This is a genomic window from Maribacter ulvicola, from assembly GCF_900155985.1.
GTDB classification, from domain to species: Bacteria; Bacteroidota; Bacteroidia; order Flavobacteriales; family Flavobacteriaceae; genus Maribacter; species Maribacter ulvicola.
Map to the genome: position 1 here is coordinate 24,529 of NZ_FTMA01000013.1, position 21,899 is coordinate 46,427.

A 21,899-nucleotide genomic window follows, 5' to 3' on the forward strand; every position below is an offset into this window, starting at 1 on the left:
TGGTAGTATGACTGTTTCAATAGCAATGTAATGCACAATTAGTATTAAAATTAAATATAACGAAATTCACCCCAAAAGGAGAAATGATAATGACAATGACAATGAGAATGAAAATGTTGGTTTGTATAGCTGTAGTTTTACTAGCACCCAAACAGGAAATGACGGCACAACAAAAACCGATCTATCATAAAGGTTGGATAGATTTCAACAAAAATGGAGAAAAAGATATATATGAGGATTTCACTGAACCTATAGAGAGTAGAATAGAAAATTTAATATCACTCATGACTACGGAAGAGAAAACCATGCAGATGGTTACCTTATATGGTTATGGGCGTGTGGCAGAAGACGAAATTCCTACTCCAGATTGGAAAAATGAATTATGGAAAGATGGTCTAGCTAATATTGATGAAGCTTCCAACGGTGTTTCTGAGAAAGCGCAATATACCTTTCCGTATAGTAAACACGTATGGGCACTTAATCAAATACAACAGTTTTTTATAGAAGATACACGGTTGGGCATCCCTGTAGAGTTTACAAACGAGGGTATACGTGGACTTAATCATGTAAAAGCAACTTCTTTCCCTGCACAAATAGGAATGGGTGCTACTTGGAACCCGGATTTGGTATATAAAGTAGGGCAGGTAATAGGAAAAGAGGCTTTTGCTTTAGGATATCATAATATTTATTCGCCTGTACTTGACGTGGCACGCGATCAGCGTTGGGGGCGTATAGTTGAGAGTTTTGGTGAAGATCCGTTCTTGGTCTCAGAGTATGGAGTTCAAATTAGTAAAGGCCTACAAGAGCAGGGTGTAGTAAATAGTTTAAAGCACTATGCTATTTATTCAGCACCAAAAGGCGGACGAGACGGTCACGTGCGTTTAGATCCTCACCTTTCATGGAGAGACATGCACCAAATGTACCTATACCCTTTTAAGCGTACCATTCAAGAAACCGATATAATGGGCGTAATGAGTTCCTATAATGATTATGATGGAGAACCTATTACCGGTAGTCATTATTTTTTAACAGAGTTATTACGAGATACGTATGGTTTCAAAGGCTATGTAGTATCTGATAGTGATGCTCTGGCTTACCTTTATAGTAAGCACAAAGTAGTAGGCTCATATAAGCAAGCAGTTCTAAAAGCAGTTACAGCAGGGCTTAATGTACGCACAACCTTTAATCATCCTAAGAATTTTATAGAACCTTTAAGAGAATTGGTAGCCGAAGGTAGTATTTCACAAGATCTTTTAAACCAAAGGGTTCGTGAAGTGTTATTGGTGAAATTTAAAGAAGGCCTTTTTGATAACCCGTATAGAAATGAGAAAAATGCAGATGAGGTTGTTTACAATTCCAATCATAAAGCATTGTCTCTTAAAGCGTCTCAAGAATCTATCGTACTATTAAAAAATGATAAGCGCACACTGCCTTTAGATAAAAATAAGTTAAGTGGTATTTTGGTTTGTGGTCCAACGGCGCAATCAACTTCTAGTTCTATAAGCAGGTATGGTGCGTTACAGTCAAAAATAGTGTCTGGTCATCAGGGTATAGTGGAATATTTGAAAGGAAGTAAGGTTGAGGTAGCCTATGAGAAGGGTGTTGATATCAAGGACGCTCATTGGCCAGATTCAGAAGTTTTTGATGTTCCATTAGAAACGGAAGAAGAAAAAATGATTGCTAACGCCGTTAATGAGGCGCAGCAAAGTGATGCCGTAATTTTGTTTTTAGGAGAAGATGAAACTATGGTAGGTGAAAATTTAAGCCGTACAAGTTTAGATTTACCTGGTCACCAGAAAAATTTATTAAAAGCGCTGTCCAAATTAGATAAACCATTGATCGTTGTATTGTTGAACGGTCATCCTCTTTCTATAAACTTTGCCGATAGAAGGGCAGATGCTATTCTTGAAGCGTGGTTTCCTGGAGAATTTGGAGGGCAGGCTATTGCTGAAATTCTTTTCGGAGATTATAATCCAGGAGGGAAATTACCGGTAACAGTACTACGCTCTGTAGGTCAAATACCATTTAATTTTCCTTATAAACGAGATTCACAACTTGGTCAGGCTAAAGAAGGACCAAATGGAACGGGAGAAAGTAGGGTAGTTACAGAGCTTTACCCGTTTGGGTATGGATTAAGTTATACTTCTTTTGATTATGATGATTTAAAGGTACATGGTGATATTTCTACAACGGCAGGAAAACTCTCTGTTAGTTTTACAGTGAAGAACACTGGTAAAATAGCAGGCGATGTAGTGCCTCAACTGTACGTAAATGATGAAATAAGTTCTAGAACAACATATGAATGGCAACTAAGGGGGTTTAAAAGAATACATTTAAAACCTAATGAGATGCGTAAAGTAGAATTTGAAATTTACCCCAAAGATTTAGAGTTGATAGATGATAATAGAGACTTTGTTGTTGAGAAAGGTGATTTTAATATCGCCATTGGTAATTCATCAAAAGACTTTAGATTAAAAGATTCATTTAAAATAGAAAAATAAGATGTTTCGATATATTTTACCATTTTTAGGTCTTGCTTTCGTTTGTTGTGAGCAGCCTATGCCAAAACAAACTACGGCAAAAGTTAATGTACTTGATCATGTAGATCCTTTTATAGGAACGGGTTTTCATGGGCATACTTTCCCTGGACCTGTAATGCCACATGGCATGGTTCAATTAAGTCCAGATACGAAATTGAACGGTTGGGATGCTTCTAGTGGTTATCATTATGCAGATAGTACAATTTATGGATTTTCACATACCCATTTAAGCGGTACGGGCATAGGTGATATGGGAGATGTTTTACTGCTGCCGTTTACAGGTGGTATTACAGAACAAAAACCTGTAGCCATGTTCAGTAAGTCTAATGAACACGCCAAAGTAGGAAGCTATAAAGTGGCGTTTAATAATTTTGATGTTGAAGCAGAGCTGACAGCCACTACAAGAGCAGGCTTACATCGTTATACCTTTGGTGCGGCAAAAGAAAAGCGGGTATTATTGGATGTTGGACATTTGCTTCAAGAAAGTTGGGGACATGGTAATGTAGTCAACAAATTGGAAATTATAGATAATAGGACAATACGTGGTTTAAAATACACTAAAGGTTGGGCAGATAAACATAAAGTCTATTTTTATGCTGAATTTTCTAGTCCTTTTACCATAGATAAAATGATAGTAGATGGCAGTGAAAATAGTCAAGACCTAAAAAACTACGAAGGAAAAGATATTTTTACATACCTAAGTTTCGCAGAGCTTAAAGACGATAGTGCTCTTTTAATAAAAGTGGGAATTTCACCGATAGATATAAACGGAGCCGAAAAAAACCTAAAAGCAGAAGTTCCACATTGGAATTTTGATAAAGTAAAAAAAGACAATCAAGAGGCTTGGAAAAAGGAGTTGGAACGTATATTGATTACCACTTCCAATAAGGATCGATTGACTATATTCTATACGGCCATGTATCATACAATGATAGCGCCTATGATCTACCAAGACGTAGATGGTAGGTATAGGGGTATGGATAAGCAAATTCATACCGTTGAAGAAGGGGAGACTAATTATACGGTCTACTCATTGTGGGATACTTTTAGGGCATTGCACCCTCTCATGACTATTATCAATGAAGAAAAATCAATAGATTGGGCAAATAATTTGTTGCTAAAATATGAGCAAGGTGGCTTACTACCAAAATGGCCGCTTTCCGCCAATTATACCGGGACCATGATAGGCTATCCCGCAACCGCGAATTTGGCAGATATTTTATCCAAATATCCAGAAAGTATAGATAAGAAAAAAGCATTACAGGCATCCTTGGCCAGCGCAGCGTATAATCCTGATATTATAAAACTTGGTGATGAGCCTAGAAAACATAGGTTAATGCCTCTTCATAACAAATATATAAATGAAGGTGTTCATATACCTGCCGATAAAATCACCAAATCCATTTCCTATGGTTTAGAAAACGCATATTATGATTGGTGTATAATGCAATTGGCAAAAATGTCGGAAAACGATTCAATTGCGGCTGTATTTAAAGATAGGTCAAAAAATTATGCGCGCTATTTTAATGAAGAAACTGGTTTTATGCGTGGAAAAAATGCCGATGGTTCATGGGTTACCCCATTTAGTCCGCGGTATTCAGAACATGAACACTCAGATTATGTAGAAGGAAACGCTTGGCAATGGAGCTGGTTTGTACCTCATGATGTAGAAGGGTTTGTTAATTTATATGGTAGTAAAGAGAATTTTGCTACCAAATTAGATTCTTTGTTTACAGTGTCATCTGAAATGGAAGGGGAACATATTAGTGGAGATATAACAGGGCTTATAGGACAGTATGCACATGGCAATGAGCCTAGTCATCATATTGCTTATCTCTATAATTATATTGGGCAAGGTTGGAAAACCCAAGAAATAGTAGACAAAATTCTTAATGATTTTTATACCACTCAACCAGATGGTATAATAGGGAATGAAGATTGTGGTCAAATGTCTGCATGGTATATTCTAAGCTCATTAGGATTTTATCAAGTAGCGCCAGGAAACCCAACGTATACCATTGGTAGACCTCTTTTTGATGATGTAAGTATTAACTTGGATAATGGAAAAGTTTTCAAAATAAAAATTGAAAATAATAGTAATCAAAATACCTATGTTCAGCAGATAAAGTTAAATGGGGAATTATTGGATACCCCATTCTTTCAACATGATGATATCATGAATGGCGGAGAACTTATGATTACTATGGGGACCAAACCAAAAATGAATTGATTTGTCGCTCATAATACAATGTGGTGTAAGAGACTATCGGCAACAAAGCCGTTAATTTTATGTGCTAAAATTTATGATAGCTGAAATACATATATAAGGATAAAAACATAATAAGGATAAATATACCAGAAGGCCAAACCATATAATGATAAATGATCATTAGTATATCAAAACTGTAGAACAGATATTATGAACAACTCTTTACTTAAAGTACACCGAATATTGCTACTAACAGTATTGACCATGTTAATGGGCTGTACCGAAAGCAAGGTTAAAAAAGTAGACCAACTACCAAATATCATCTATGTCTTGGCCGATGACCTAGGTTATGGTGATGTAGGTATCTATAATGCTAATGGAATGATACCTACACCGCATATAGATAAATTAGCTAAAGAAGGAATGCGTTTTACAGATGCACATTCAAGTTCGTCAGTTTGTACTCCCACTAGATATGGTATTCTGACAGGAAGGTATAATTGGCGTTCTACGCTTAAAATGGGGGTTCTCACAGGTAAATCTGATGCATTGATACCACCTTCTAGAACTACCGTGGCTTCATTATTAAAGAAGCAAGGATACCATACAGCCTATATAGGAAAATGGCATTTAGGGTGGAACTGGGCAAAAAAGAAGGAAGGTATAGACGAAGGGGCTGGTTGGAATTATGAAGATTTTGATAATATAGATTTTTCAAAACCTATTAAAAATTCACCAAATGATTTAGGTTTTGATTATGCCTATGGTCATAGTGGTTCCTTAGATATGGCACCTTATGTATATGTAGAAAATGGCCATGCAACAGCTTTGCCTACGGCTACAACAGAAAATAAGGAAAAATATAGTTGGTGGAGAAAAGGCCCTACTTCTCCAGATTTTGTGCATGAGCAAGTGACCACCAATTTTTTTAATAAAGGAATCAAATATGTGAAGGAAAAGGCCAATAAAGATCGTCCCTTCTTTTTGTACCTACCATTACCATCTCCTCATACCCCAATTTTACCCTTAGAGCAATGGCAAGGAAAAAGTAATTTAAACCCCTATGCCGATTTTTTAATGATGATAGACCATTATATGGGTAGACTGGATCAGGCTATTAGAGAAGCGGGTATAGAAGAAAATACTCTTGTTGTTTTTACAAGTGACAATGGTTGTTCACCAGAAGCAAACTTAAAGTTGTTGAGAGAAAAAGGGCATAACCCAAGTAGTATTTTTAGAGGTCATAAAGCAGATATTTTTGAAGGTGGTCACCGGGTACCCTTTATTATTAAATGGCCGGCTAAAATAAAAGCAGGAAAAGTGAGTGATGAAATTATCAATCTAAATGATTTTATAGCTACGGCCGCAGCTATCACCGATTATCAACTACAAGACAATGAGGCTGAAGATAGTTATGATTTAATGCCCGTTCTTACAGGTCAAAATCTAGATAGACCTCTTAGAGAGGCTTCTGTACATCATTCAATAGATGGTAGCTTTGCTATACGAAAAGGAAAATGGAAGTTAGCAATGTGTAATGACTCTGGGGGGTGGAGTTATCCTAACAAAAATAATAAGAAAGTATTGGCTACTTTAGAACCCGTTCAATTATACAATTTAAAGACAGACCCGGGAGAAAAAGAAAACCTCGTGGTTCAATTTCCAGATATAGTTAATGAACTACAAGCATTATTGACAAAATACATCCGTGAAGGCAGAAGTACGCCAGGTGCACCGCAAGCAAATGATGGTCCAAGTCATTGGGATCAACTATGGTGGCTGTCTTCTGATCAATTAAGTCATTAAAATAAATGTTATAACCAGACTAATTATGAAATTTCAAGATATTTTTTGTATTATTTTAATAGGGGTGTTTTTTCAACAAAGGAGCATTAGTCAAGATGACGAGATAAGAAAACCGAACGTTTTATTTATTATTGCTGATGATTTAACCACTACCGCCATTTCTTCATATGGCAACAAAGTGTCTAAAACTCCTAACATTGATAATCTTGCTACAGAAGGAACAATGTATACCGCAGCCTACTGTCAATATCCGGTATGCGGCCCCTCAAGGGCATCTTTTTTAACCGGATACTATCCCAGCGCAACGCAAACCTATGGTTATGTTAGCGGAAGAGAAAATATTGGTGAAACCAGGGAAACATGGCCACAATTGTTCAAGAATAATGGATATTTTACAGCGCGGGTAAGTAAAATTTATCACATGGGTGTACCTGGCGATATTGAACTCGGATCCAACGGTAAAGATGATGAAGCTAGTTGGACAGAACGTTATAATAGTATTGGTCCAGAATGGAAAGCTCCAGGTGAAGGAGAATTGGTTCAAAATAATCCTGATTATTCCAAACCAATTCGTGGAGGTAATGTAATGACGATCGTAAAAGCGAACGGGGGAGATTTGATACACTCTGATGGAAAAACTGCGGAGAAGGCATCTGAACTTATACGAGAACATAAGAATGAACCCTTTTTTCTAGCGGTTGGTTTCGTAAGGCCGCATGTACCCTTCGTTGCACCAAAAGATGATTTTGAACCTTACCCTTTTAATGAAATTGAACTTCCTTACAATTTTAAAGAAGATTGGGAAGATATACCTAAAAAAGGCATCAATTATGTGACAAGTGAAAATGCCCAAATGAACCATGAACAAAAACAAAAGGCTGTAGCCGCATATTATGCGTCGGTAAGGTATATGGACAGACAGGTTGGTAAAGTACTGAGAACTTTAAAAGAGCAAGGTCTTGAGCAGCATACTATTGTAGTATTTACTTCTGATCATGGTTTTCACTTAGGGGAGCATGAATTTTGGATGAAGGTCAGTGTAAAAGAAGAATCTGCAAAAGTTCCATTAATTATAAAAGTACCAGGAAAAGAACCGGCAGTTTGTAACTCTTTGGTAGAACTTTTAGACCTATATCCAACAGTAGCGGAGCTTGCAGACCTCGATTACTCCAAGCATATACAAGGAAAAAGTCTGGTAAAGACCTTGGATAACCCCGCTTATAAAGTTAGAGATATGGCTTTTTCTGTGACTCAGGATGGGAAAACATTTCTATTGCGATCTAAAGATTGGGCTTATATTCAATATGGAAAAGATAATATTCAAGGAATAGAATTGTTCGATATGAAAAAAGATCCGAAACAATTTACAAACTTGGCACTGTTACCGGAATATGCTAGAAAGGTAGCGTATTTTCAAAAAAAGCTTAAGCAGAAGTTGAAAAAAGTACAAGACAATGATCTAGAAATAACGTACAACTAAGTAGAATTAGCGCAAAGGCACCTAATAGGTATCTGTCATTTTTATAGGAACATATTACAGTATTAGTACTAGGCATTCTTATTAGAGAAATCAAAGAACTTAACATAAAAACTGAACTACAATTAGTCTGTTTGGTTTGTTCTTGTTTAATCTGTTTGTTTGATATTTTAGATTTAAATACTGTGGTACTTGTGTTAAAATCTCAAAAAAAATCAATTCATGCCTTGTGGCTATCTGCGATAATTTTCGTGAATCCTACTATTGTAGAATTGACTTCCTTTTTTAATCAATTAAGATTTGTTGTTAAAAAATTATCTAAAGTGCATTAAAGAATAATTTATTGATTATGAAAGCGCAATTTGTAAATAGAACAAATAAAATCAGTAGTACATTATCTGAACAAGCGCATTCATTTCCACATTTTTTTAAAGTATGGCACTACCATACAGAGGTAGAAATTATTTTAATTAAGAAAAGTACTGGAGTTGTATTCTTAGGTAATGACATGAAACGTTTTCAACCTGGTGATATTTTTTTTATAGGTAGCAATGTGCCACATATGTGGCAGAACGATCAGCAGTATTATAAATCATCTACTGCATTGAAAGCAGAATCATTGGTAATTCATTTCGATAAGTCTTTGTTAGGTAGTGATATTTTTAGATTACCAGAGGCAATCGAGGTTGGTCCATTTTTAAAAAACACACAATATGCAATAAAGTTCAATTCTAACAAGACGGCAAAATTTGAAGAAGATATTAGGGCTATGTTTAAAATGGGAAATTTTGAGAAAGTGACATTTCTTTTAAAGTTATTGTTTTCCTTATCAAAAGAAGAATATGAAGTTTTAGGTAAAGGGTGTAAGGTAATAGGTTTAGAAACAGAAGCTTCTAACAATATGGATAAAGTTTATGATTATATCTATTGTAATTTCAAAGAAAATATTGCGCTTGATAGACTGGCAGAATTAGCTTGCATGAATAAATCTTCTTTTTGTAGATATTTTAAAAAGATGAATCATAAGACTGTTTCCAGGTTTGTAAATGAACTACGTATTGGTTATGCCTGTCAACTTCTTCAAGAACAAAAGTATAGTATAACCAGTATATGTTATGAAAGCGGATTTTATAATATTTCTAATTTCAACCGTCAGTTTAGAAACATTATGAAAGCCTCTCCATCTGATTATGTTATGAATTTAAAAAGAGGGGAAAGTAAAATTGATGACTATTAACAACAATTTAAAACTATTCCAAAATTAAATAGAAAGTAATAAGCGCATATTGATTTGTATCTATGATTCTCAATTATTTAATGACCGGTTAATTAATAAAATAATGACGCTTTATATTATGCCATCGTGTAAGCTGATGAGAAGGAGGGATTTAGATTATAACTACCAATTTAAAGGAAGGAAATAGGGACCTTGGAATATTGCAAAAGTAACGTATATGTTCACTCAAGAGGAAAGAAAAAAATCAACCAATAAGGTGTCGTTAATTTCATCTTTTGATGATGTAACTTACTAACAAAAAGATAACTACTATTATAAATGGTCTTTTAAAACAAACTATGGTCACGCTTAATAGCTAAAACTGATTTCTTTAATAAAAAGTACACTTTTAGCGCTTTCAATACTCCATTTGGTACCCCATTTTATACACCTGAAGTTCTTAATTTGTTATTTATATATTCAAGATTAAATGAATTATAGTGAAAATCAATAAAACTGATTGTACTGAAGTTTTGGTTATAACATAACAATATAGATTTCATTTGGTAACGGTTATTAATTAGTGTTGAAGAAATTATATTTATTTGTATTGAATTAGTTACTATTTTAAATGAAGTTTAATAAGATATTGATGAAAAGAATGAGAATAGACTTAAAACGACCAATTTTAGTAGTAACGATTCTTTGTTTTTTTTCCTTTTTTAGAGGTTTGGGGCAAGAAACAAAACCTAACATTATTGTTTTTTTAGTTGATGATATGGGATGGCAAGATACTTCCGTACCGTTTTGGAAAAAGAAGACTCCCTTTAATAATAGATATTACACGCCCAATATGGAGCGGCTGGCGAGCCAGGGTATGAAATTTACACAGGCTTATGCAACACCAATTTGTTCCCCTACCCGTGTAAGTCTAATGACTGGTATGAATGCTGCAAGACATCGTGTTACCAACTGGACATTGCATAAGAATACATCAACAGACGGTAAAGATGATCATTTAGAATTTCCAGAGTGGAACGTTAACGGAATTTCTCCGGTTCCTGAAATAGAAAATACAATCTATGCAACTTCCTTGCCTAGTTTGTTAAAGAATGAAGGTTACCAAACAATACATGTTGGAAAAGCACATTTTGGAGCAGTTGGTACCCTTGGGGAAGATCCTAAAAACTTGGGTTTTGATTTTAATATAGCCGGTCACGCAGCAGGTGCTCCAGAAAGTTATGAAGGTCTTGAAAATTTTGGGAATGGGAAACCAAATAAAGCCATTTGGGCCGTTCCTGGTCTACAAAAATATCATGGTAAAGATATATTCTTAACAGAGGCCCTAACTAGAGAAGCGCTAATTACCCTTGATAGTTTAGACCAGAATAAGCCATTTTTCTTATACATGTCTCATTATGCAGTTCATGTTCCTATTTATGGAGATAAACGTTATTTGAAAAAATATTTGGATGCCGGTTTGCAAGAAACCGAAGCAAAATATGCCTCTATGATAGAAGGTATGGACAAAAGTTTAGGAGATATTTTAGATTATTTAGATCGTAAAAATATTGCAGATAACACTATTGTTTTATTCATGTCTGATAATGGCGGGTTAAGTGCCCATGCCAGAGGTGGCGAGCCAAATACGCATAACAAACCATTAGCAAGTGGCAAAGGTTCTTTTTATGAAGGAGGCATACGTGAACCTATGATTGTAAAATGGCCAAATAAGGTTAAACCGGCAACGACTACAGATAATTATGTAATTATAGAAGATTTTTACCCTACAATATTACAGATGGCAGGTGCAACGAATATGAATACGGTACAACATGTTGATGGCAAAAGCTTTATGCCAATTTTAACCAATACGTCTAAAGAAAAGGACGAGTATAGACCGTTATTTTGGCATTATCCTAATAAATGGGGTGGTTTTGGTCCAGGTATAGGTACAGGTAGCGCAGTAAGATATGGAGATTGGAAATTGATTTACTTTCACAAAAGTCAAACCTTAGAGTTGTACAATATTAAAAATGATATTGCAGAGTCTAACAACTTAGCATCTAAAAATAAGAAAGAACTTCATAAATTAGCCTCTATTTTAACGGATTATTTAAAGTCCTCAAAGGCTCAAATGCCTAAATATAAAGCAACGGGAGAACCTGTCCCTTATCCAAATGAAATAGTGGAATAGAAATTTTGATCCATACCGTTAGCTATTTCATTTAAGAATATCCATGTCATTATTTTGCAGGTGTTTTTTTGTATAAGACTAGAAACACGTTATATGAAGTATTTATATCTAGTTATAGAATCTATGTAAGCTGTGTTTGATTTCAAAAAAAAATAGAATCATAAATGATTTTTTCAAAAAGTGTGGATGTTGCAAGGTGTGGTTAAAAAGTAATTTCAATAAGAATCTATTTCTAATAGTCTTTTACTGATGTTGAAGTGCTGTATTCTTCTAAAATAGCATTTTTGTGATTATTTACGGAACGTACTTTATGCTATACCACTACTAAATACACACATATTTTCAAAGAAAATGTAGAAAGCAAGGTTTGATCTTAGTAATCTTTTTAGGTCAAAAACCTAAAACTAAACAAATTCAGTAAACGCTAGATATATTAATAGGGTATACTTTTATTGGTAAAAGCATCTATTAAATTCATTATAGATGTGTACTCAAAATTATAGTGCTTTCGTTTGCATGGAAAGGAGGTACAACCAAGTAGCGAAATCTTAAATAAAATTCAAGCACAAACTTTTTATTTCCATTTTTTTGTTAAAAGACTCAATTATAAAGGGTTTTATTTACTTTTTCAATTTTGATACCCCATTTAGTACCCTAAATTTTACGCAATGATGTAGTTCTTTGTACAAATCAAACGCTTCAATAATTAATCGAAATAAACAATAATGAAGAAAGAATCAACTAGTAGAAGAACTTTTGTAAAAAAGTCTCTAGTGGCAGCTGCAGGTATCAGTATTATACCAAGACATGTAATGGGCGGCACTAATTTTATTCCACCAAGTGATCAATTGACGAAAGCTGTGATAGGTGTTGGTGGCATGGGCCAAGGTCATTTAACATATGAAGGAACCCGACTTTTAGCTATTTGTGATGCAGATGCTAACCATTTGTCCAATACACTTCAAAAAGTAGGAAATAGTGTAAAAGGTTATCGTGATTTTAGGGAAGTTTTACAAAGGCCTGATATTGATATTGTACATATAGCAACCCCTCCACATTGGCATGGATTAATGAGTATAATGGCAGCCGAAGCAGGTAAGGATGTATGGTGTGAAAAACCGATGACCAGAACTATTGGCGAAGGTAAGAAGGTAGTAGAGGCTATGCGTTTACATGGTAAAATGTTTCGTTTGAATACATGGTTTCGTTTTCAGGATAATTTTTATGGTATGGGCACACCCGTAAAAAAACTTAAAAAAGTTGTGGATAGTGGTGCCTTAGGATGGCCGTTAAAAGTAACGATCAGCGGAGTAACAGGTTTTAATTGGAAATTTTATTGGGTTGGTAAGGAAAACCTAAAACCTGAGCCGGTACCACAAGAACTGGACTATAATATGTGGTTGGGTCCTGCACCTGAGAAACCTTATAACCCACATAGAGTTCATAGTACTTTTAGAGGATATTGGGATTATGATGGAGGTGGATTAGGAGATATGGGGCAGCATTATATAGACCCTGTTCAATATTTCTTAGGTAAAGATGGAACAAGTCCTGTGAAGGTGGAGGTAGATGCTCCAGAACAACATTATGATGCCATAGGTACATGGCGAAAAATAGTGTATACCTATGCCGATGGATGTCAGATAATTTTAGATGGTGAAAATGCAGATAAAGATGCCGCGTACATTGAGGGACCAGATGGAAAAATATATAATGGATTTAAGTCCACAATACCTAATATTGAAGGATTTGTTAGTAGTTTACCAGATCCCGAAGAGCAGATAACCCAGTTTTCAGAATCAGTTAAAACCAGACAGAAATTTGCATTGAACGAGGAGAATGGCCATAGATCGGCAACTGTCGTTAATATGGGTATTATAGCCTTACGCTTAGGACGAACTTTAGAATTTGATCCGGTAAAACAAGAATTCATTAATGATGAAGAAGCCAATAGATTAATAAATCAACCAATGAGGTCCTCTTGGGCTTATTAATTAACATATTTTAGATTTAAGAAACATGAATAGATTTTATAAGATGATGAGCGTGCTAATGCTGATGCTTTGTACGTTGGTTGCGAGCGCTCAAGATAATAGAACCTTAGATACTAAGGTAGCGGACATACTAATGCAGTTACCAACGAAAGAACTTGGTCATGCAAATAGTTTGATGGAAGAAATAATTGGGTTGAATGAAGAAGGTATTTTAAAAATTACCAATAAACTGGTTTCACTTGGAAGTGGAGATGATACTAAAGCTAGATATGCTATAAATAGTTTAGCCATCTATAGCGGAGGTTTAAAATCAAAGGATAAAAACGAGTTAGTAGAAAAATCTTTATTGAAAGCGTTAGCGTTGGCCACTGATAAAGAAGTGAAAACCTTTTTAATAAATTGTCTAATTTATGCAGGAACGGATACCAGTGTTTCAACATTAGAGAAATATTTAAAAAATAAGGATCTTTATAAGCCATCTTTGGCTTCACTGGTTTCAATAGGTACTACGAATGCTGCCTTGGCTATAAAAAATAATGTTAGCGCAAATGATAGCCACAAGCAGGCATCATTTATTGAGGCTTTGGGAGTTTTACAGTTTACGCCGGCAATAGAACTTTTAAAGGAGGGTGCAACTTCTACATCTATATTGGTAAGAAAAAAGTCTCTAATGGCCTTGGCCGTAATAACAAGTCCGGATTCTTATGAGATCTTGGAAAAGGCCGTTGAAGATTCTAAATACACACTTGATGAAACAGAGAGTATTCTCGCTTTTATTGAATTTGGTAACAGATTGCAAAAAGCAGGTAATAAATCCCTAAGTAATTCGGTAGCAAGAGAATTGCTTAAAAATTGTAAGGCAGTTTCACAATTACATTTTAGATCTGCAGGGGTACATATCCTTACTGCAAACGAAGGGGCATCTTTTACTAAAACCCTACTTAAAGAGTCTAAAAATAAAAATGTTGCCTATGTTGGTGCAGTTTTAAATACTTCAGGTTCAGAATTAACTATTTCAGAAATATTACAATGGACAAAGAGATATAGAAAATCAACTGTACAAACTAAGTCTCTTATTATTAATATGTTAAGAGAGAGTGACGAGCCAGTTGTTTTTGATAAAGTCATCTTGATGGCAGTCGAAGATAAAGAAGAGTCCGTGCGTCTATCAGGTATTAAAGCTTTGGCATATCAACCTAAAAATAAAGCACTACCAATATTGTTCAAAAGTTTGCGTTCTGCTAATTCTAATGAAGAATATACAGCAATAGAAAAAACAATCTTAAGATTGTGCGATGATAGCGATACAGCGTTAATTGCAAGCGAGATTGAAAATCTAAAAGGTAAAGGCAAAGTAGTATTGATAAATGTTCTGGCTGCGAGACATGCCACAGAACAGTTTGATACGGTGTTGACGACGTTAAGTTCAAATAATGACATAGTTTTAAATGCCGCCTACATGGCGTTGCCATATGTTTCTTCAGAGAAGGACTTTTCTGCACTAATTAATTTGCTAGAAAACACTACAGTTGTAGCATACGTAAAACATACACAAGATGCTATTATAAATATTTTGAATAGTAGTAAAGGAGCTTATAATGAACAGGTCTTCAAAATTTATAACGACACAAAGGATAAGTCGAAAGTACTACCTGTTTTAGCTGCGCTGAATACCGATGAGGCTTTAGAATTAGTTTCACAAGTATTATCAAAAGGAAGCAAAGAGGAGAAAATTATAGCTCTAAATGCATTGGCAAACTGGAAGAGCAACGCTGTCTTACCCTATTTGTTTAAAGCGGTAAAACAAAGTTCTAGTAGTGATTTAAGAGAAAGTGCTTTTAATAATTACCTGACTAAAGTTGGCAAGTCAGATTATCCGGTCGACCAAAAATTGCTTTTGGTAAGAAAGTTAATGTCAGAAGCTAAAACTACCTCAGAAAAGAAACGAATAATTGCTGCCGCAGGTAACATTAAAACATTTTTATCATTAGTATTCGTTGCTGATTATTTAAACGAAAAAGAGTTGCTTACCACGGTTTCAAATACAGCTATTGCCATAGCATTACCGACTCCCGGAGAAGACAATGGCTTAAGTGGAGAAGTAGTTAGGGATATTGTTTCTAGAAGTATAAATAATCTAACAGGTCCTGATAGTCAATATATTAAAATTGATGTAAAAGAGTTTTTAGACAAAATGTCTGAAGAGAAAGGTTTTGTATCCATATTTAATGGACAGGATTTTTCTGGATGGGAAGGATTGGTACACAACCCCATTGCCCGTTCTAAAATGTCAACTAGAAAATTAGCGCAAGAACAAGCCAAGGCCAATAAACAGATGATGAAAGATTGGTATATTGAAAATGGGGTTATCGGCTTTAGAGGAGAAGGATATAATAACATTTGTACCGTTAAAGATTATGGTGATTTTGAAATGTTGGTAGATTGGAAAATTACTAACGGTGGTGATAGTGGTATTTATCTAAGAGGAACACCACAAGTTCAAATATGGGACATAGCCAGAGTAGAAGTGGGAGCACAAGTAGGATCAGGCGGGTTATATAATAATCAAAAACATGAAAGCAAGCCATTAGTAGTAGCGGATAACCCAATTAATGATTGGAATACGTTTAGAATTAAAATGGTTGGTGAACGTGTTACTGTTCATTTAAACGGAGTCTTGGTTACCGATAATGTGGTTTTAGAAAACTATTGGGATAGAAAGCAGGCTATTTTTATGAAAGAAGCTATAGAACTACAGGCTCATGGCGAAGATTTAGGATTTAGAAATATATATGTCAGAGAAATAAGTTCTGGTGAGGATCAATTAACTGAAGCAGAACGAAAAGAAGGTTTTAAATCTTTATTAAACGGTAAAAATTTGGACCATTGGATTGGAAATAAGAAAGATTATGTCATGGAAAATAATGAATTGTTGGTGCGCCCAGAAAGAGGTGGTCATGGCAATCTTTTTACGGCCGAAGAATATGCTGATTTTATTTTTAGATTTGATTTTAAATTGACGCCTGGCGCTAACAATGGTTTAGGAATTCATGCACCACTAAAGGGAGATGTGGCCTATGAGGGCAAAGAATTACAAATATTGGATGATACTGCAGATATTTATGCAAATCTAAAACCTTATCAATATCATGGTTCGGTATATGGTATTATTGCTGCTAAACGGGGAGCTTTGAACCCTGTAGGAGAATGGAACTCACAAGAAGTTATTGTAAAAGGTAGTCACATAAAAATCACCTTAAATGGTAAAGTAATCGTAGATGGTGACTACAAGGAAGCTTCTAAAAATGGTACTGCGGATCATAAAGAACACCCGGGATTAAATAGAAACAGTGGACACATTGGTTTTCTAGGGCATGGTGCTGAATTGGCATTTAGAAATATTAGAATTAAAGATTTGAGTAACTAAAATGAATGTTAAAAATGACACTATCCTCATAAGTGTATAATTTCAAAATAATAAGATTAAGTAATTTATAGCTTAAACTTGTTTTGAAGTAGTATCTCATAAAGAGTGTAGGTTAAGAATAGCGAGGGTTCGGCTTTTATCTAAAGTCGAACCCTTTTTGACATATCATTAAGAACCGATTTAAGAATATACTTGGATTACGAACTAACATTTACCATATTTTGGTAACCTAGCTTATAGCCAAAATATACTGATTTCATAACGGCATCTTCGGTTGGGAAAATAATTGGCTTTTGTATAATTACTTTTTTTTGTTTAGCTTTTTATAAGATTTTTAGTGTAAATCATAATTTTTATTTTAATAGAAAACCATAGAATTTTTTAAACTAATTAATAATTGTTTTCTCATTATATGTAGAGTTTTATATAAACTATCGCAAGTTCGAAGAACTTGGACTTGTATTTTTTTCTATTATTAATTGAATTTCTTTTTGATGTAACCCTTATGGAGGTTGACTTCCTTGTTGTTTTAAAGTTAAACCTAGTTTTTTTGAGGTCTTCGTTTATTTTTGGGAAGCTTATCTACATTACCTTTTACAAATTTTTTAAAAGTATTTTTACTTTATTACTCTTTTAATCACTTTATATATCCTTTTGGCTTTATAAGTATGTGAAATCTCAGATTAATATTTAATCTGAGATTTTATAACTTTAATATTTCATATGAAAATGTCGTTTGCCATCTTAAGTTTCATGTTATATTCCATTTTAACTACTGAATTTGGAAATTATATTAAAGAAAAATGTAATGTACTTACCTAATAATAATGAATTCTGACCTACGATTTAGTTCATGTTCTGTATCTGAACATGAAGAATTGTTAGTGCATAAATTAATTAATTTACTTTCTCCATAACCAATTCCGACTAATCTAGATTTTGAAACTCCTTGCGAAACTAAATAGCCTACTGTGGCTTTTGCTCTCTTCGTAGACAAACGTTGATTGTATTTATCTCCCGCTCTAGAATCTGTATGTGATCTAATTTCAATTTTTGATAAAGGGTACTGTTTCATATATGCGATGACTTTTTCAAGTATTACTTTGGCATCCGCACGTATAGAATGTTTATCTAAATCAAAGTAAATAGGATTTAGTTGTAATGATTTGGCTAGATCTGTTCCCGAGATTTCTTCTATAAGAGTAGATTTCAAGAAGATTTCTAATGTATCCTCTATATGGATTGACACTTTGTTTTCTTCATAATCTATTTTTGAAGCGATAATTTTGTAATTATCATTTTCGCATGGTACTTCAAATTGAAATCCACCATCAGAGTTTGTAACCGTTTTTGATAGTACATCTCCGTTATCACCTACTAACTGCAAATCTACTCGGGCAATAATTTCGTTTGTTTTTAGATCTTTTACTTTTCCATTAATTTGGGAGTAACAATTAAAATCCAATTTTTTATATTCTACAAAACTATATATATCATCGCTTCCAATACCACCATCACGATTAGATGCAAAAAAACCTTTCTGTTTACCTTCGTCTATAACGAAGGAAAAATCATCTTGCTCGCTGTTAAGTGGTTTTCCAAGATTGTGTATAACGGCTTTCTCTTTGTTATCTATTTTAGCAGCAAACATATCAAGTCCGCCTAATCCTGGATGTCCGTCTGAAGCAAAATATAAAATACCGGATTCTGTTATGAAAGGAAAAGTTTCTCTAGCTTCAGTATTTATGGAACTACCCATATTTACGGGTATTCCGAAATCGCCATCTGAGTTTATATCTACAACAAAAATGTCTGAAGCGCCAAGAGTTCCTTCCATATCAGAAGCAAAATATAACTTACTCTCATCAGTATTTAATGAGGGGTGGGCTGTGGAGTAATCATCTCCATTGAAAGGAAGTTCTGTAATTGCACCCCATTCACCATTTATTTTAGTTGCTTTATAAATTTTTAGTCTACTTATGCCTTCTTTATCACGAGAAAATCTACCATTTTCTGAGTTGTTGCGAGTAAAATACATAGTAGTACCATCTTTACTAAAAGCAGTAGATGATTCATGGGTTTTTTTGTTTATATTTTTCGAAAGTTTTTTTGTGTTTAAGAAAGAACCATCTTCGGTAATTTGCGAAGTATAGAGATTTAAGAACGGTTTATTGTTCCATTCGTGTACATTACTCGAAGTAAAACGAGTATCTCTGGCAGTAGCAAAAATTAAATTTTCATTATATAAAGAAGGCGAAAAGTCAGATTCTTTTGAATTGATTGCTATATTCTCTATCTTATATCTGTTTGAATTTAGTTCTATATCTTTTAAATAGTCATAAGTTTTTCTAAATTTTTGAACACGCCCATCTTTTACTTTTGCTAACTCAAATTTTTTCATCCATTCAAAAGATTCATCGTATTTTTTGAGCGATTTTAATGATTGTGCATACCTATAAAGGTACTCTGGGTCAATTGAACTACTTTCTAGTTCAAAAAGTTGTTTGTACCAATTGGTTGCCTTATCATATCTGGCATTTAGATAATACGCATTTCCCAGTTTCTTATAAATTTTTTCATCTGAAAATCCATCTTTTACTAAATCTTCATAAGATGCTATTGCTTCAAAAAAAGAATAGTTTTCAAACTTCTCTTCAGCTCTTTTTTCTTTATTACTTTGAGAAAAAGCGAAACAACAAACTGTGAGTAGTATTAGTGTACTTTTTATTTTTTGTGATTTCATTACTTTAAAAGAATCTTGGTGTTAGTACTTTGTTGTAGCGTGTTTTAAACTCATATCTTAAGAAGACTTCAAAAGAACCATCATTGAAGGCGGTATTACCTAGGTCGGTAGTTTCTTTGTCATATGCAAGTCCTAACATTAATTGATCTGTTATTTGCATTCCTATTAGTGCACTTAGTGCAGCACTCCATCTATAAGCTGTTCCAAATGAAAACTTATCCCGTAATAAAAATGTTGCAGAAAGATCAGCTTGTAATGGAGCGCCTTGTACGGCTTTAAAAAGTGCGGCGGGTTTTATTTTCCAATCATAATTAAGATCAAAAACATAACCAGAAATAAAGTATAAATTAATTCTTTCTTGTGCTAAGAATGAAGTTCCTCCATTTTCACCAGATCTATCAAAATGTTCGGTCTCCAAAAAGTTGGGTATAGAGAATCCTGCATAAAACTTTTCCGTATGATAATAGACACCCGCTCCAAAGTTTGGAGAGAATTTTTTGTCAATATTTGTTGGAGTACCAAGATTGTTTTCGGCTTGGTAATTTCGTAATTGATTAAAGTTAACATTTAAAAAATGCCCCCCAGCTTTTAGTCCAAAAGAAAGTTTTCCCTCATTAGAAAATGGGATACTGTATGAGAAAACACCATCAAAGTAAGTATCTTGATTGGTGCCATTTCCAATTTCATCATTTACAATTGACAAACCGATACCTACTCGTTCTGAAACAGGTGTATTAAAGTTCAACGTTTGAGTTGTGGGCGCACCATCTAAACCTACCCATTGAGAACGATGTAGGGCAGCAATACTAAAAACTCCTCTTGAGCCAGCGTAAGCAGGATTTATAGCTAATGTATTATACATGTATTGGGTATATTGCGCATCTTGTTGTGCTTGTATTCCAAAACTGGCAATAAACAATAGTATAAATGATATATATATGTTTTTCATGTTATTTTTATTATCGATTGATGTATAAATATCCTGCTTTAGATTTCGCATTGCCATTAACGATGTATTTTATAATATAGTAATATATTCCTACAGGTAATTCTTGTGATTTTTTTAAGGTTGCCCTCCCGTTTGAGATACCTCTAAAAACATTACTACTATTGTCATAGTTTTTGGTTTCATAGACAATTACTCCCCATCTATTATAGATTTCTACTGTATTATCAGAGAACGATTCAATATTTTTAATTCTAAAGGTGCCTTCGTTAATATTATGGTCTATCAGATCGTTCTCGATTATTAAATCGCAAGCTGAACCTGAAGGAACAATACCTCCAATAGAATCACAAGGGTCTAATGGATCGGTATGGTCTTCGACTTCTTGACCATCGTTAATACTATCACCATCAGAATCGGCATTCTCTGGGTCTGTGCCGCCGGTAGTTTCTTCATCATAGGTGAGTCCGTCATTATCACAATCGGAAGCACCGAGTTGTGTACCCCCTACGGAATCACAGTTGTCGTTAGGATTTGTTCCATCAATAGCTTCCTGCCCATCGGAAATACCGTCATCATCGGAATCTGGATCGTTGGGATCTGTAATCTCCCCATTTGGATTCGCTATAGTAGCAATATCGTCTACACCCGTAGTTTCCTCATCGTATGACAACACGTCATTATCACAATCGGAAATTCCAAGTGGCGTACCGCCTACGGAATCACAGTCATAGTTAGGGTCCGTGGTATCGATAACTTCCTGTCCATCGGAAATACCGTCACCATCGGAATCAGGATCATTGGGATCGGTACCTAATATTAATTCTTCATCATTTGTTAAACCATCGCCATCATCATCGTTATCATTACAAAAAGTATTAACAGCATCTGGATCACATGGGTCAAGTGGGTCGCTATTACCATTGGGAGATTCAGTAGTAGTAGTAGGGTCATCTATATTATTCACTTCTTCTCCATCTGTTAAGCCATCTCCATCAGAATCGGCATTCTCTGGGTCTGTGCCGCCCGTGGTTTCCTCGTCATTGGTAAGACCGTCATTATCACAATCTGAAGTTCCTAGCGGGGTACCGCCCACGGAATCACAATCGTCGTTAGGATCTGTACCATCTATGGCTTCCTGTCCATCGGTAATACCGTCATCATCGGAATCTGGGTCGTTGGGGTCCGTAATCTCCCCGTTCGGATCGGCCGTGGTGGCAAGGTCGTCCACGCCCGTGGTTTCCTCGTTATTGGTAAGACCGTCATTATCACAATCTGAAGTTCCTAGCGGGGTACCGCCCACGGAATCACAATCGTCGTTAGGATCTGTAGTATCTATGGCTT

At 34.8% G+C, this 21,899-nt stretch carries 11 protein-coding genes; 8 read left to right on the forward strand and 3 right to left on the reverse strand.

Features of this window, described 5'->3' with window-relative positions; translation table 11 throughout:
• The first annotated feature begins 89 nt into the window (after nucleotides 1-89).
• The 8 genes from BW936_RS18860 to BW936_RS18895 all read left to right on the forward strand — a co-directional run bounded on the left by BW936_RS18860 (nucleotide 90) and on the right by BW936_RS18895 (nucleotide 16,866).
• Nucleotides 90-2,501: a glycoside hydrolase family 3 N-terminal domain-containing protein gene (locus tag BW936_RS18860; RefSeq protein WP_208611146.1), complete on the forward strand. Its 2,412-nt coding sequence runs from the start codon at nucleotides 90-92 to the stop codon at nucleotides 2,499-2,501.
• A 1-nt stretch (nucleotide 2,502) separates the two neighbouring features.
• Nucleotides 2,503-4,770: a GH92 family glycosyl hydrolase gene (locus BW936_RS18865; protein WP_076551376.1), complete on the forward strand. Its 2,268-nt coding sequence runs from the start codon at nucleotides 2,503-2,505 to the stop codon at nucleotides 4,768-4,770.
• A gap of 189 nt (nucleotides 4,771-4,959) precedes the next feature.
• Nucleotides 4,960-6,555 (forward strand): sulfatase family protein, encoded by a 1,596-nt coding sequence (locus BW936_RS18870; RefSeq protein WP_076551378.1) that lies wholly within the window; start codon nucleotides 4,960-4,962, stop codon nucleotides 6,553-6,555.
• A 25-nt stretch (nucleotides 6,556-6,580) separates the two neighbouring features.
• Nucleotides 6,581-8,035, forward strand: coding sequence for a sulfatase (locus tag BW936_RS18875; RefSeq protein WP_076551379.1), 1,455 nt, complete (start codon nucleotides 6,581-6,583; stop codon nucleotides 8,033-8,035).
• A 346-nt stretch (nucleotides 8,036-8,381) separates the two neighbouring features.
• Complete coding sequence (locus BW936_RS18880) at nucleotides 8,382-9,269, forward strand: AraC family transcriptional regulator (protein WP_076551381.1); 888 nt, start codon at nucleotides 8,382-8,384, stop codon at nucleotides 9,267-9,269.
• A gap of 631 nt (nucleotides 9,270-9,900) precedes the next feature.
• Nucleotides 9,901-11,445 carry a sulfatase gene (locus BW936_RS18885; protein WP_244156280.1) on the forward strand — a complete coding sequence of 515 codons (1,545 nt, stop codon included), beginning with the start codon at nucleotides 9,901-9,903 and terminating at the stop codon, nucleotides 11,443-11,445.
• A 725-nt stretch (nucleotides 11,446-12,170) separates the two neighbouring features.
• Nucleotides 12,171-13,439, forward strand: coding sequence for a Gfo/Idh/MocA family oxidoreductase (locus BW936_RS18890; RefSeq protein WP_076551382.1), 1,269 nt, complete (start codon nucleotides 12,171-12,173; stop codon nucleotides 13,437-13,439).
• A 25-nt stretch (nucleotides 13,440-13,464) separates the two neighbouring features.
• Entirely contained in the window at nucleotides 13,465-16,866 is a 3,402-nt protein-coding gene (locus tag BW936_RS18895; RefSeq protein ID WP_076551384.1) for a 3-keto-alpha-glucoside-1,2-lyase-like domain-containing protein, read from the forward strand.
• 814 nt (nucleotides 16,867-17,680) lie between these two features.
• On the opposite strand, the gene BW936_RS18900 is transcribed toward BW936_RS18895, so the two are convergent.
• From BW936_RS18900 to BW936_RS18910, 3 genes are all read right to left on the reverse strand, one after another.
• Nucleotides 17,681-19,609, reverse strand: a complete 1,929-nt coding sequence (locus tag BW936_RS18900) for an OmpA family protein (RefSeq protein WP_076551385.1) — start codon at nucleotides 19,607-19,609, stop codon at nucleotides 17,681-17,683.
• 4 nt (nucleotides 19,610-19,613) lie between these two features.
• Entirely contained in the window at nucleotides 19,614-20,558 is a 945-nt protein-coding gene (locus tag BW936_RS18905; RefSeq protein WP_076551387.1) for a PorP/SprF family type IX secretion system membrane protein, read from the reverse strand.
• A 10-nt stretch (nucleotides 20,559-20,568) separates the two neighbouring features.
• Nucleotides 20,569-21,899, reverse strand: a 1,331-nt coding sequence (locus BW936_RS18910) for a T9SS type B sorting domain-containing protein (protein ID WP_143744226.1), incomplete at its 5' end; no start/stop codon positions are given.